10 protein-coding genes are annotated in these 13650 nt (G+C 64.2%); 4 read left to right on the top strand and 6 right to left on the bottom strand.

All coding sequences use genetic code 11. The features are described from left to right. Positions 1-280: 280 nt before the first annotated feature. The 3 genes from SC1_RS09980 to SC1_RS09970 are packed head-to-tail and all read left to right on the top strand — an operon-like array spanning position 281 to position 3848. Entirely contained in the window at positions 281-1495 is a 1215-nt protein-coding gene (locus tag SC1_RS09980) for a hypothetical protein (protein ID WP_062180835.1), read from the top strand. A 59-nt stretch (positions 1496-1554) separates the two neighbouring features. After that, the gene (locus SC1_RS09975; protein WP_062183908.1) at positions 1555-2481 is read left to right on the top strand and encodes a hypothetical protein; all 927 of its coding nucleotides are present in this window, start codon (positions 1555-1557) and stop codon (positions 2479-2481) included. Further along, positions 2478-3848 (top strand): sensor histidine kinase KdpD, encoded by a 1371-nt coding sequence (locus SC1_RS09970; RefSeq protein ID WP_062180833.1) that lies wholly within the window; start codon positions 2478-2480, stop codon positions 3846-3848. The genes SC1_RS09975 and SC1_RS09970 overlap by 4 nt, the downstream gene beginning before the upstream one ends. Before the next feature lie 482 nt (positions 3849-4330). Here the strand turns inward: SC1_RS09970 and SC1_RS09965 are convergent, their stop codons facing one another. Both SC1_RS09965 and gltX read right to left on the bottom strand, forming a co-directional pair. Further along, positions 4331-5614, bottom strand: coding sequence for a citrate synthase (locus SC1_RS09965; RefSeq protein ID WP_062180830.1), 1284 nt, complete (start codon positions 5612-5614; stop codon positions 4331-4333). Positions 5615-5652: 38 nt separating this feature from the next. After that, entirely contained in the window at positions 5653-7119 is a 1467-nt protein-coding gene (gltX, locus tag SC1_RS09960) for a glutamate--tRNA ligase (protein WP_062180827.1), read from the bottom strand. 58 nt (positions 7120-7177) lie between these two features. Between gltX and SC1_RS09955 the strand changes: the two genes are divergently transcribed. After that, entirely contained in the window at positions 7178-9337 is a 2160-nt protein-coding gene (locus tag SC1_RS09955) for a ComEC/Rec2 family competence protein (protein WP_062180824.1), read from the top strand. Here SC1_RS09955 and lexA read toward each other — a convergent pair. The 4 genes from lexA to SC1_RS09930 form a co-directional block, all read right to left on the bottom strand. After that, positions 9291-9974 carry a transcriptional repressor LexA gene (gene lexA, locus SC1_RS09950; protein WP_062180821.1) on the bottom strand — a complete coding sequence of 228 codons (684 nt, stop codon included), beginning with the start codon at positions 9972-9974 and terminating at the stop codon, positions 9291-9293. The genes SC1_RS09955 and lexA overlap by 47 nt on opposite strands. Positions 9975-10039: 65 nt before the next feature. Further along, positions 10040-11230: a gephyrin-like molybdotransferase Glp gene (gene glp, locus SC1_RS09945; protein WP_062180818.1), complete on the bottom strand. Its 1191-nt coding sequence runs from the start codon at positions 11228-11230 to the stop codon at positions 10040-10042. After that, entirely contained in the window at positions 11227-11700 is a 474-nt protein-coding gene (gene moaC, locus SC1_RS09940) for a cyclic pyranopterin monophosphate synthase MoaC (protein WP_062180815.1), read from the bottom strand. Before moaC ends, glp begins: the two co-directional genes overlap by 4 nt. Before the next feature lie 550 nt (positions 11701-12250). After that, on the bottom strand, positions 12251-13522 hold the full coding sequence (locus SC1_RS09930) for an MFS transporter (protein WP_062180809.1): 1272 nt from the start codon (positions 13520-13522) through the stop codon (positions 12251-12253). Positions 13523-13650: the final 128 nt, after the last annotated feature.

Below are 13650 nucleotides of genomic sequence, written 5' to 3'. Positions count from 1 at the left end.
ACGCCATCGTCGGACGGCGGAACAGGCGTATTTTCTTCGGTCAAGACCCGGCCTTTTTTCTGCTTATCGGGAGATGGATCGGGCCTAGCCCATGGGGGCGGTAAAGGCCAGCGATTCGGTAGTTTTCCGGGCAATTTTTTGCGCGCGAAAATGACCTGGAAAGTACCGGAAAACAGGGTGAAGGCGTGACGTCGCCGCGCGCATTTTCGGGGGCTTGCCAATCGCTTCACCGGCCCTAAAGCTGCGCATCGATGACCGCTGCTGAAAACCCGCGGCGCCAATGGCGCTGATTGCGCTGGTCGGCGCCAGCGAGACGCTGCCCGACGGGTCGCTTCGCGCGCTCGTCACCGTGGCGGGCGAAACGCTGATCGAGCGGCAGGCGGCGCGCCTTTCGGACGTCGGGGTGACACATATTGCCGTCGCGGTCGCCGCGGTCCCCGCCGAGCTTGTGGCAACTTGCGACCGTATCCGCCGCCGCGGCGTGAAGGTGACACCGGTGCGGTCGGCGGGCGACCTGGTGCCGCTGGTCGAAGCCGATGATCGGATTATCCTCGTCGCCGACGGCCTCCGCGCCGGGGGCACCCATTATGCGGCGATCGCCAAACCCGGCTCGCCCGCGATCCTCGTCACCGGCGACACGATGCTGACGCAGGGATTCGAGCGGATCGACGCGACGCGGCGATGGGGCGGGCTCGCATCAATCTCGCAGCCGATGGCCGCCGAGCTTGCAGCGATGCCGGGCGAGTGGGACATGATGCTCACGCTGCTGCGGCTCGCCGTGCAATCGGGTGCGCGGCGGCTCTATTGCGAGCCCGCGCTGTTCGAACAGGGGGAGATCGCGATTGTCACCGATCGCCCGACTGCGGCGCTGATCGAGCAGTCGAGCCTGCAGCAGGTCGAATATGGCGGCATGGGGCTCGGCCGATCGGCGATTATGATGCCGCTGATCCGGCTGGCAGGGCCGTTGCTCGTGAAATCGCCGATGACAGCGAAATATCTGCCTTGGGTCACCGGCCTGCTGTGGGTGATGGTCGCGCTACTCGCGGCGAGCGGGCTTGCCGCCGCCGGAGCGCTGGTCGCCATTTTCGGCGGACTGGGGCTTGCCGCGATGCGCTTCCTCTCTGCCTTTCGCGCGGAAAGCGCGGCGCAGGACCGTGCGCGCGATATCATCCGCATCTTTGCATGGGTACTGCTCGCGCTGTTCCCCTGGCTTCTATCGCTCGGCGGGCAGGGGCACAGCATGCCGCCGTTTTCGGAAGCCGCACTTGCACCGTGCCTTGCGGCAACGATCCTGCTCGCTCGCGCGCTTTACGAGGATTCCGGGGAACGCCGGCGGTTTCACTGGCTGCTGCCCGATGCCGATCAGGCGTGGATAATGCTCGCGCCGGCCTTGCTCTTTGGCTTTGCGCCACCGATGTTCGCAGTTCTCCCGCTGCTCGCGCTGTTCCAGATTCTGCTCTGGCTACGGCTCGCGCGGCGTCCGGAAACCCGTTAAAACTTATACGCTTGAAGGTTTAACGCCTATTAACGCTATGCTGTTATTGGCGGATGCGCATGAATGAATCCGTCTCCCCTCCCGGCATCGACACGCCGTCGCCGACGCTGTCGGCGCGTCTGCGCGAGTTGGCGGGTTATCTGGCGGCGCCCGCTGCCGGACGGTTGACCGAAGAGCAGCGCGCGCTTTCGCTGGGCATTGCGCGCCGACTGGTGATCGACGTCGCGGCTCGGCTCGATCCCGGAATCGATCCGGGCAGTCTGTGGGAAGATTGGCTGCGTGGCGGATTGCCGTGCGCAACACGGCTTGCCGGCATCTGTTTCGCGCGCGCCGAGGAGCATCGCTGGCGCGAGCAATCGGCGCTGCGGACGAGCCCACCTCCGATCCTGTCCGAGCCCGATCTTTCGAATGGCGAGGCGCCCGCGGTCGGCGCTCCGCTCTCCGATGTCGACCGCGCCTATCTTGCGCTGCAGATCGCCGACCGCCGCCGCTTCGACGCGCTGGGCAATCCCGCGCTCGCGCTGGCCGATGTCGATCGCGAAATTTTCCGCGCGCTGCTGCTCGATATCGCCGCCTGGCGGCTGTCTGAGTTGAGCGGCGACAAGCGGCGCGCCGCAGGCTTGGGCGAAGCGGTGCGGATCGCGACCGAACGACAGGCCGCCGAAACGGGAATGACGGAGGCCGGGCAGGCCTATTGCGAAATTCTGGGCACCGCATTGCCTGACGCGGCGGCGACGGCAATTGCGCGCCACAACTGGCCGACGCTGATCGCGCTCGCCGCATCGGCGCATCGCCGCACGTATGACGATATGGCGATGGCGCTGCTGACGGCGGAGAGCGCGACGCTGCCTTCGCTGCTCTCGCCCCTGCGCCTCGACCATGCAGCGATCGCACCGCTCGAAGCCTCACTGGCCATGCTGCCCGCGCGCGCGGTCGCCGACGCGGGGCATATGGAGTTTTCGGCGTCTGGAGCGACGCCGCGATGAGCGAACGCATCATCCGCGGGCGAGTCGATCGGGCAGGGGCTTTGATCAGCGCCGATACGCCGCTGCTCCGCCTGCAACAGCGCGCGGGCTCGGGCCTCGAAAAGCCGCTGGCGCTGCCACATCTCGCGCGGCTCGTCGCGCTGGCGCAACGGCTTCACCGCGACATCAGCCGGCCTCTTTACGCCGCCGACGATCACAGTGACATCCACGCGCTCGTTCGCATCGTGCCCGATGCCGACGGCGCGAGCCTGGAGATCAGCGACTGGCGCACGCGTCCCGTGACGCTGCCACAGGTGCCGGCGATCGCCGACGGCGCCGCCGTGCCGCAAAGTTGGACATGGGAATGCGATCCGCAACTGCGCTTGGTCGCATTGCGTGCCGGCTCGGATGCACCCGCCATCCCCGACGGCTGGGAGGGCCGCTCGCTCTCCGAGTTGTTCGAACTACAGCCTGACGAGGACGGGCGCTTTCCCGTGCTGCGAGGGTTGGCGCGGCAATCTCGCTTCGAAAGCCAGCGCGTGCACGCGGCGGGAATGGCGATGAACCTGTCGGGCGAAGCCCAGTTCGATGCCACTGGACGTTTCACCGGATTCCGTGGGCTTGCCGCGGTGGCCGAAGGCGAAGCTATCGTAGAGCCCAAAGCTGCCGGAACACTCGTCGACCCCGCGTTCGGATCGCTTCCGCTGTCCGATCCCCAATTCGGTCGCCGCATCGACGGCGCGCTGCGCGGGCCGCTCAGCCGCATTATCGCGACGGCTGAGACGATTTCGGGACAGTTCGACGGCCCCATTCGTGCCGATTATGCACGTTACGCGGGCGATATCGCGCATGCCGGACGACATCTGCTCGGCCTCGTCGACGACCTCGCCGATCTGCAGAATATCGAACGCCCTGGCTTCAAGGCGGCACGCGACGAAATCGATCTTGGCGATCTGGCGCGCCGTGCCGTCGGCTTGCTTGGCATGAAAGCCGAGGAAAAGGGCATTCGCATCGACGCACCGCGTACCGACGATCGCGCGCCCGCCACGGGTGAATTCCGCCGGGTGCTGCAGGTGCTGCTCAACCTGCTCGGCAATGCGATCCGCTATTCGCCTGAAAGTTCGCAAATCTGGATCCGCGTCGACCGCGAAGACGACCGCGCGATGGTCACTGTCGCCGATCAGGGGCAGGGGATCGACGCGGACCAGCAGGCGGTGGTGTTCGAAAAGTTCGAACGGCTGGGGCGTACCGACAGCGGCGGTTCGGGCCTTGGCCTCTACATCGCACGCCGACTCGCGCGTGCGATGGACGGTGACCTGACCGTCGACAGCGCCCCGGGGCAGGGTGCGCGTTTTACGCTGAGCCTGCCGGCGCGGGATGTCGCTTAGTCTGCTTTGTCGGTTTCGGGGTGGGGAGCTGTCGTTACCCTCTTTGGACATCGCCCGGCTGGATATTCCAAAGTTCAGGAAAGTTCAGCCCTATGAGCGCCCCCATTTGCAAGTCGGGGAGCGCTGGATGTGCGCGGCACGTCCGATCATGGTTGAACCCGCAAGCGAGGCAGCGACCGCATTCTGTTCACCGAATGAAAGAGCCGGATGAGGGCTGGCACAGCCGGATAATGTAGGAAAGGCCTATTTGAAGGCTATGTCTGTTTGGGGTGGGGAGTTTCCGCTGCTTCCCTATCTTTAGTCATCCCGGACTTGATCCGGGATCCCGCTTTTTTGCGCCTCGACCGGTTTCGACTTCAAGCGGCACCCCGGATCAAGTCCGGGGTGACGATATTGAGAAGTCAGCTATCGGTCGTTAACGGCCTCTGCGCAAAAAAAAGGGGCCGCGGAACGGCCCCTTTTCCTATTTTCGGTAGAAGCGTTTAGCGCTTGTCGACCGGAACGAACGGACGATGCGTCGGGCCGGTGTAGAGCTGGCGCGGGCGGCCGATCTTCTGCGCGGGGTCCGAGATCATTTCGTTCCACTGCGCGACCCAACCGACGGTGCGGGCCAGGGCGAAGAGCGCGGTGAACATCGTCGTCGGGAAGCCGATCGCCGACAGGATCACGCCCGAATAGAAATCGACGTTCGGGAAAAGCTTCTTCTCGACGAAATAGGGATCGTTGAGCGCCATTTCCTCGAGCTGAAGAGCGACTTCGAAGACCGGATCGTTGACCTTCAGCGCGTCGAACACTTCGCGCACGGTTTTTTGCATCACCGTCGCGCGCGGGTCGTAATTTTTGTAAACGCGGTGACCGAAGCCCATCAGGCGGAACGGATCGTCCTTGTCCTTTGCGCGCGCGATATATTCGGGAATGCGCTCCGGACGTCCAATTTCGCGCAGCATGTTGAGCGCCGCTTCGTTCGCGCCGCCGTGCGCGGGCCCCCACAGGCAGGCGATGCCCGCTGCGATGCACGCGAAGGGATTGGCGCCCGACGAACCGGCGAGGCGGACCGTCGAGGTCGACGCATTCTGCTCGTGATCGGCATGGAGGATGAAAATGCGGTCGAGCGCGCGCTCGACGGCAGGAACGACCTCATATTCCTCGGCGGGAACGCCGAAGGTCATGCGCAGGAAGTTGCCAGTGTAGCTCAGCTTGTTGTCGGGATAGACGAACGGCTGGCCGACCGAATATTTATACGCCATCGCGGCGATCGTCGGCATTTTCGCGATCAGGCGGTGGCTCGCGATCATCCGCTGGTGCGGATCGTGAATCTCAGTCGAGTCGTGATAGAAGGCGCTGAGTGCCCCGACCACGCCGCACATGACCGCCATCGGGTGCGCGTCGCGGCGGAAACCGCGATAGAAGGTCGCGAGCTGTTCGTGCAGCATCGTGTGGCGTGTGATCGTATTGTCGAAATCGGCCAGTTCCTGCGCGTTCGGCAGTTCACCGTTCAGCAGCAGGTAGCAGGTTTCCATGAAGCTCGAATGTTCGGCGAGGTCGCCGATCGCATAGCCGCGGTGCAGCAGGACGCCTTCGTCGCCGTCGATGTAGGTGATCTGCGATTCGCAGCTCGCGGTCGAGGTGAAGCCCGGATCATAGGTGAAAGCACCGGTCTGCGCATAGAATTTGCGGATGTCGACGACGTCCGGGCCAACGGTGCCCGACAGGACAGGGCTGTCGACAGTCTTGTCGCCCAGCGTGATTTTTGCGGTGTCGGTCATATTTTGTTCCCTGTACTGACGGCGGGGAGAGAGAGTGGCTACGCCCCTGCCGGATAATGTTGCGCTGCGTCAAGTCGCGCCAGACTCACATCGCGTCCGAGCAACAGCAGCACGTCGAAAATTCCCGGGGAAACGGTTCGGCCGGTTAGTGCAGCACGTAGGGGTTGCGCCAATTTTCCGAGCCCCAGTTCGGCGGCTTCGGCTTCGGCGCGCACGGCGGCATCCAGCTCTTCTGTCGTCCAATCGTTTAGCCCACGAAGTCGCTCCGTGACGGCAGCGAGCAGGCCTTCGGGCGCGGCCTTTAGCACCTCGGCGGCCTTTTCGTCCACCGGCAACGGATCGGGCTGGAACAGGAAAATTGCGCCATCGGCGATTTCGTCGAGCGTCTTGGCGCGCGGTTTCAGCGACTCCATCGCACGCGTCAACAAGTCGCGATCGGCGCCGTCGAGAGCGCGCCCGACAAGCTTCTCCACCCGCGGTGCAATCAGTTCGGCGAGCCGGGCATCATCGGCTTCGCGCAGATAGTGACCGTTGAGATTTTCGAGCTTTTTGAAATCGAAACGCGACGGTGAACGGCCGACATGGTCGAGGTCGAACCACTCGGTCGCCTGTTCGCGGCTTATGATCTCGTCGTCGCCATGTCCCCAGCCGAGGCGAAGCAGATAATTGTTCACCGCTTCGGGCAGATAGCCCATCTCGTCGCGATAGGCATCGACACCAAGCGCACCGTGGCGTTTCGACAGTTTCGCTCCGTCGGCGCCGTGGATCAGCGGGACATGCGCATAAACGGGCTCACGCCAGCCCATCGAGCGGATGAGCGCAAGTTGGCGGAACGCGTTGTTGAGATGGTCGTCGCCGCGGATGACGTGCGTCACGCCCATGTCGTTGTCGTCGACGACGACGCTCAGCATATAGGTCGGTGTGCCGTCGCTGCGCAGCAGGACGAAATCGTCGAGTTCGGCATTCTGGACGGTGACTTCGCCCTGAACCTTGTCGGCGATGGTCACCGCGCCCTCCTGCGGAGCACGCAGCCGGATCACATGCGGAACCGATGGGTCGCCATCATCACGGTCGCGCCAGGGGCTGCGGACGCGGAAGGGAAGCCGCTTTTCCTGCGCCTCGGCGCGCATCGACGCGAGTTCGTCCTGAGTCAGGTAGCAGCGATAGGCTTCGCCCTTTGCGAGCAGTTCGTTCGCGACTTCGGCGTGGCGCGGCGCACGCGCGAACTGGAACACGGTCTCGCCATCCCAGTCCAGATCGAGCCATTGCATCCCGTCGAGAATCGCGTCGATCGCGGCATCGGTCGAGCGTGCGCGGTCGGTGTCCTCGATGCGGAGCAGGAATTTACCGCCGTGATGGCGGGCAAACAGCCAGTTGAACAAGGCAGTACGGGCGCCGCCGATGTGCAGATAGCCGGTCGGCGATGGTGCAAAGCGCGTAACGACATCCGCTCCCGTCGCTTCGGGGGGCGTTGCTTCCACTTTGGTCTGGTTTTCGGTTGCCACTCCGGCCTCTTTCACTCAATTTGCCGCCTTCCGGGCGGGGATCGGGGGAGCCCCTAGCATGGCGACAAGGCTGCTTCAAACGCCCATTGCTGCTCGTTGGGCAACAATCTGGCACCGGACCGGCAACGCGCTGGAGGCACGGCTCGAAGTCGAACGCGAACGGATCGGGCTCTGGCTGCCGGTCGCGATGGGCGCCGGCATTGCAGCCTGGTTCGCCTTACCCGGCGAAGCACAATGGATCGGGTTCCTCTTGTCGCTTGCGGGTGGTTTGTGCGCGGGCCTCCTGATCGGCTGGGATAGCCGGTTCGGGCGGATGGTCGTGGTTGGATGCGGCGTGATGGCGGTGGGCATGTTGTTGATCTGGACGCGCGCCGTCTGGGTCGCGGCGCCGGTGCTCGCGGCGCCCGTGATGACTGAATTTTCCGCGATCGTCGAGCGGGCCGAGCCGCTGCCGGCCAAAGGGCAGATCCGTATTCTCGCATTGCCGCAGAAGCGCAGCGACCTGCCGCCGCGGGTGCGATTGACGCTAGGTAGCGAGCAGGCGGTGAGCCTCACCGACGGTGAAATGATCGGCGTCCGAGCGCGATTGATGCCGCCGCCTACGGCCAGCCTTCCCGGGGGCTATGATTTCGCGCAGCGCGCGTGGTTCGACAGGATCGGGGCCGTTGGGACTGTGCTCGGCGACATCTCTCGGACGTCGGCGTCCGGGCCGACTATGCCGCCGCTGCGTACGCGGCTCAGTGCGCATATACACGATCAGATCGAGGGTTCGTCCGGCGGCATTGCCGCCGCGCTGGTAACGGGCGACCGCGGCGCGATCAGCGAGGCGGATGAGGAGGCGATGCGGCGCAGCGGGTTGGCGCATCTCCTGTCGATCAGCGGGCTGCATGTGACCGCGGTCGTCGGATTTGCGATGTTCCTGACCCTGCGCCTGTTTGCGTTGAGCCGGCGGCTGGCGCTCGCCGGCTATGTCCTGCCCCTCGCCGCTGCTGCCGGGGCGCTGGCCGGCGGCGGCTATACATTGCTCGCAGGGGCGGAGGTGCCGACGCTGCGGTCGTTCATCGCCGCCTTGCTCGTGCTCGTGGCGTTCCTGATGGGACGCGAAGCGCTGACGCTGCGACTGGTTGCGGCGGGCGCGCTGATCGTGCTGGTCTGGCGCCCCGAATCGCTTGCGGGTCCAAGCTTTCAACTGAGCTTCGCGGCTATCACCGCGATCATTGCGCTGCATGAAAGCCGCCCGATGCGCGCATTTCTGGCACGCCGCGATGAACCGTGGCCTTTTCGAACCTTGCGCGCTGTCGCGGGGCTCTTGGTCACCGGACTGGTCGTCGAAGTCGCGCTGGCGCCGATTGCGTTGTTTCATTTCCATAAGGCGGGGGTTTATGGGGCCATGGCCAATGTGGTGGCTATTCCGCTCACGACCTTTGTCATCATGCCGTTCGAGGCGCTTGCGCTGCTGTTCGATTGCATCGGGCTTGGCGCGCCCTTGTGGTGGGTGACTGAGCAGGCGCTGCGCCTTCTGCTCGGGCTCGCGTATGTTGTCAGCGATGCACCCGGGGCCGTCGCTACCTTGCCAAGCTTTCCGCCCTGGGGTTTCGCGCTCGCGGTCTTTGGCGGGCTGTGGGTTTTGCTCTGGCAAACGGGCTGGCGCCGGGCAGGCTTCGTTCCGCTCGCGATCGGCGCGGCGACATTGCTCTTTCAGCCGCGCCCCGATCTGCTCGTCACCGGCGACGGCCGCCATATTGCCGCGGCGCTGCCCGATGGCAGCTATGCGCTGCTGCGCGACCGGTCGGGCGACTATATTCGCGACACGATGGCGGAAGCCGCAGGGACCGATATGCCGCTCGCGAGCCTGGCCGACCTCGATCATGTCGAATGCAATCGCGATTTCTGCCGCTGGAGCCAGGGGCAGGGGGCCGCGCGTCATGTCATTCTCGCCTCGCGCGGGCGCGACCGGATCGAGGGTGCAGATATGGCCGATGCCTGCGCCGCGGCCGATATCGTTATCAGTGACCGCTGGTTACCGCGCGAGTGCGCCGGGCGCTGGATGACAATCGATCGCGACAGTCTCGCTACCAGCGGCGGCCTTGCAATCTACCTCGGCAAGGTACCCGAAGCCGTCGCCACGCTTAAGGCGGGCGACGGCCATCCCTGGCGGCTGCCGCAGCAGCTTAGTGGTAACGACGAAGCAGTCCCGACAGGCGGCCCTGAACGATGACGCGTTCGGCGGGATAGCGCTGCGGTTCATAGGCCGCGTTCGCCGGGTCGAGACGGATCATCTGCCCCTCACGGCGGAAATATTTGAGCGTCGCATCCTGCCCGTCGACGAGCGCAACGACGATGTCACCTTCGCGCGCGGTGCTCGCTTTCTGGATCAGCGCATAGTCGCCGTCGAAAATCCCCGCTTCGACCATCGAGTCGCCCGATACTTCGAGTGCATAATGTTCGCCCGAGCCGAGCAGCGCGGCGGGAACGGCAAGGTTGTTGTGATCCTCGAACGCCTCGATCGGGACGCCTGCAGCAATCTTGCCGTGGAGCGGGATCTCGATAACGTCGTTCGCAGCGATCGGCTTGAGCGCCGGGGCTGGCTTGCGGAGCGGGACGATATTGTCGCGATCGTTACGCACGACAGGTTTCGCGGCTTCGGGCACCTTGAGCACTTCGAGAGCGCGGGCGCGATTTGGAAGACGGCGGAGAAATCCCCTTTCTTCCAAGGCGCTTATCAGTCGATGTATACCCGATTTCGATTTGAGGCCCAGCGCCTCCTTCATCTCCTCGAACGAGGGCGAGATGCCGCTCGAATCGAGGCGTTCCTGGATGAAGTGGAGCAGTTCATGCTGCTTCGCGGTCAACATCGGTCGTTCTCCATGATGCCAATTCCGGACATATTGAGAACGATAGTGGAACAAAGCGGAACTTGTCAAGCGATGACAAGATAATCCGCGATGTCGCCCACATTGCGTGGGGGCGCGCCGATATCGCGGATCAGCAGCGCGTTCGCCGAGGCAAGGGGCAGGGTGCGGCCGCTCTCCTGCCCGATCATTGGCGTCAGGCGACCGCTTTCGAGTCGCGCGCGAAGATAGTCGCGGCGCGTACCGCCTTCGGCGAGGGGAGCGGCTAACGGCGCCCGATGGACAGGCGGCAGAGGCGCGCCCGCGCCCGCAAGGTGGCGGACGAGAGGCAAGAGGAACAGCGTAGCCGTGACGAAGGCCGACGAGGGGTTGCCCGGCAGGCCGAGCAGGATTGCGTCGCCGAGCGTTCCGGCGATCAGCGGCTTGCCGGGACGCATCGCGATCTTCCAGAAATCGAGCTGCCCGCCGGCATCGTCCAGCGCGCCGCGTACATGGTCGTGATCGCCAACCGACGCACCGCCGACGGTCACGATGACGTCGTGACGTCGCGCCAACTCCTTGAGAATCTTCGCAAGGGTGTCGCGGTCGTCGCGGACGTGATGCGGAAGAACCATATCCTCGACCTCGCCCGCCAGCATCGCCGCGAGCATCACGCCGTTGCTGTCGGGGATCTGCCCTGGTGTCAACGGGCGTCCGGGCTGGACGAGTTCGTCGCCGGTGGTGAGGATCGCGACCCGCGCGCGCCGGCCCACCGCGAGTTCGCTCGCGCCGCTCATTGCCGCAGCAGCGATCGCGCCGGGGGTCAGGCGGGTACCTGCGGGGAGCAGGCAGTCGCCGGCTGCGAAATCGGCGGCTTGCGACCGGATATGGCGCCCGCGCGTGCCGGGGCCGTCACCGGTCAGCCGCAGAGTATCGCCTTCACGCGCGACATCTTCCTGAACGATCACCGTGTCGGCGCCGGCAGGAACCATCGCGCCGGTGAATATCCGCATCGCTTCGCCGGGCCCGACCGCCTGGTCGGGCGCAGCGCCCGCGGCGGTTTCCCCGATGACGGCCCACGGACCCGGAAGGTCGCCGAACCTGATCGCATAGCCGTCCATCGCCGATAGCGCTGCGGCGGGCTGATCGCGCTGGGCCGTCACATCACGCGAAAGATAGCGACCAAGCGACTCGGAAAAGGCGATATTTTCATCGCCAAGCGGTGCGCGCAACGCGAGCAGCCGGGCCTGCGCTTCCTCGACGGGAAGCAGCGCGCTCATTCGGCGCGCCAGTCGCCCGAGCGGCCCCCGCTCTTTTCGAGCAGGCGGATATCGCCGAGGACCATCGCGCGGTCGAGCGCCTTTGCCATGTCGTAGAGCGTGAGTAGCGCGACCGAGGCGGCGGTTAGCGCCTCCATCTCGACCCCCGTCGGGCCGTTCGTTTGAGCGACAGCTATGACTGCGATACCACTGTCTTCCCACGTAAAATCGACGCCGACCTTGGTCAGCGCGAGTGGGTGGCAAAGCGGGATCAGGTCGGCGGTGCGTTTCGCGGCCATGATCCCGGCGATCCGCGCGGTCGAGAGCACATCGCCTTTCGGAGCATTGCCGCTGCGGATCGCTTCGAGCGCCGCGGCAGACATTGCGATGCGCCCGCCGGCGACTGCGCGGCGCTGCGTTGCGGATTTTGCGCCGACATCGACCATGTGCGCGGCGCCCGTTTCGTCCAAGTGAGTCGGTTTGAGTGTCATCGCCTGGGATCGAAGCAATGCGGGGCGGGAAAGGCAAGGAGATAGCGCGGAGTTTGGACGGCCGATTGCGACCGGTTGCTGCCCTCCACATCCTCGTCACCCCGGACTTGATCCGGGGTGACGAGGATGTGGGGGCCGGTCGATGCGCAAGAAAAGCGAGATCCCGGGTCAAGCCCGGGATGACGAAGTTCGGGTAACGACCGATTGCGGACATGCAATCAAGGCGGTAGCGTTCAGAAATGCGCGGATCGACGGATAGGAAGCCCTCGGAGCGGGCGATTGGAGCGCGGGTTCGCATCAAGCCTGCTCACCAAGCCGAGATTGAGGCGTTATTCGATGAAGTGATGATCGTCCCAATCTACAAGGAAGTGAGAACGGACGGAAATGTCTCTTACTGGTTTGGTAAGAATCAGATCTCAGAGCTTGCGGAAGCATGTGTGCTGGAACGGATACCACTCCACTGTTGGGCTCACCACGCGGTAATCGACCAACCGCCGATCATCGACTGAAGCTAACGCCCGCTCCCCATCCCAAACCGGCCGAGGGAGCCTTAGTCGCACGCCTTGTGCAGGCGCCAGGCCAGCGCTGCCGAGCCGACGCACATGGCGGCGACCATCAGCAAAGTGTCGTCGATGGTCAGGCCGAGGCCGATCAGCACGCTAAGGAGCAGCGTCGCGGCGACCATGAAACCCGAATTGACGATATTGTTCGCGGCGACGGTACGCGCCGTCTGCGATTTGGGGACGGTCGTCGTCAGGAAAGCGTAAAGCGGCACGACGAACATGCCGCCCGCGATTGCGATGCCGAGCAGGTCGAGGATGATGCGGTCGCCAGCGGTCAGCGACAAGAATTCGCGCCAGCCCATCAGGCCGGTACCGATATGCTCCCATCCCCGCACATTCCACCACAGGTCGAGCACGAACAGCCCCATGACGATCACCGATCCCGGCGAATAACGCGCCGAAACATGGCCTTTCAGCAAGCGGTTGACGACGATCGATCCGATCGCGACGCCGACCGAGAAGATGGCGGTGAACAGCGTTGCGACGGTCTTGTCGGCGCCCAGCGCATTTTTGACCAGCGGTGGAAATTGTGCGGCGAGAATTGCGCCGATCGCCCAAAAGAAGCTGATCGAAATGATCGCGAGGAAAAGCCGCGGGATATGCATCGTGCCGTTGACCAACTGCCAGGACGATCGAAACACATTATGATCGATGACCAGCCCCTCGGCGTCCTTTTCGGGAGGTGCGGCGGGGACATAGTTCGCGGTCAGGCGGCCGATCACGGCGACGACGATGATCCCGGGTATGGCGAAATGCGGAGGAGTCAGCCCGCCGACGATCGTACCGCCGAGGATCGCGATATAGGTTCCCGCCTCGACCCAGCCAGTCCCGGCAAGAACCTCGTCCTCCTCCAGATGCTGCGGCAGAATCGCATATTTGATCGGGCCGAAGAAGGTCGAATGCATTCCCATCGCGAACAGCGCGAGGAGCATGACCGGCACGAGGTGGAACCAGATTCCGATCGCGCCAATAATCATGATGAAAATCTCGGCGGTCTTGATCAGGCGGATCATCCGCGTCTTGTCGGTGCTGTCGGCAAGTTGCCCCGCAAGCGCCGAAAAAAGGAAGAAAGGCAAAATGAAAAGACCGCCCGCGAGGGCGTTGAACCATGCCTCGGTCGCCGGATCCTTGTAGATGGTAAAGGTGACGAGGATCACCATCGCCATCTTGTAGAAATTGTCGTTGAAGGCGTTGAGAAACTGCGTCGCGAAAAGGGGCAGGAACCGGCGTTGCTTCATCAGCGCAAAAGAACCGGTCATTGAAAATCCACTTTTATCACCCGACATCCCGACCACGCCGATGCCGTCCGATTTTTCCGGAGGCAATATTGTTGTCGCACGGGCGACTTATCGGTTAGGGCTTGCCGGGTCAAAGCCGATTTTGGGCC

This window comes from Sphingopyxis sp. C-1 (genome assembly GCF_001047015.1).
GTDB lineage: Bacteria > Pseudomonadota > Alphaproteobacteria > Sphingomonadales > Sphingomonadaceae > Sphingopyxis.
Note: the sequence above shows the minus strand (reverse complement) of the source record. Positions and strands in the feature narration are given on the sequence as shown.

Bases quoted from the DNA above. Each gene is read 5' to 3' on its own strand.
- SC1_RS09980 (WP_062180835.1), top strand. From the start codon at position 281: ATGGCGCTGATTGCGCTGGTCGGCGCCAGCGAGACGCTGCCCGACGGG.
- SC1_RS09975 (WP_062183908.1), top strand. From the start codon at position 1,555: ATGAATGAATCCGTCTCCCCTCCCGGCATCGACACGCCGTCGCCGACG.
- SC1_RS09970 (WP_062180833.1), top strand. From the start codon at position 2,478: ATGAGCGAACGCATCATCCGCGGGCGAGTCGATCGGGCAGGGGCTTTG.
- SC1_RS09965 (WP_062180830.1), bottom strand. From the start codon at position 5,614: ATGACCGACACCGCAAAAATCACGCTGGGCGACAAGACTGTCGACAGC.
- SC1_RS09955 (WP_062180824.1), top strand. From the start codon at position 7,178: ATGGCGACAAGGCTGCTTCAAACGCCCATTGCTGCTCGTTGGGCAACA.
- lexA (WP_062180821.1), bottom strand. From the start codon at position 9,974: ATGTTGACCGCGAAGCAGCATGAACTGCTCCACTTCATCCAGGAACGC.
- glp (WP_062180818.1), bottom strand. From the start codon at position 11,230: ATGAGCGCGCTGCTTCCCGTCGAGGAAGCGCAGGCCCGGCTGCTCGCG.
- moaC (WP_062180815.1), bottom strand. From the start codon at position 11,700: ATGACACTCAAACCGACTCACTTGGACGAAACGGGCGCCGCGCACATG.
- SC1_RS09930 (WP_062180809.1), bottom strand. From the start codon at position 13,522: ATGACCGGTTCTTTTGCGCTGATGAAGCAACGCCGGTTCCTGCCCCTT.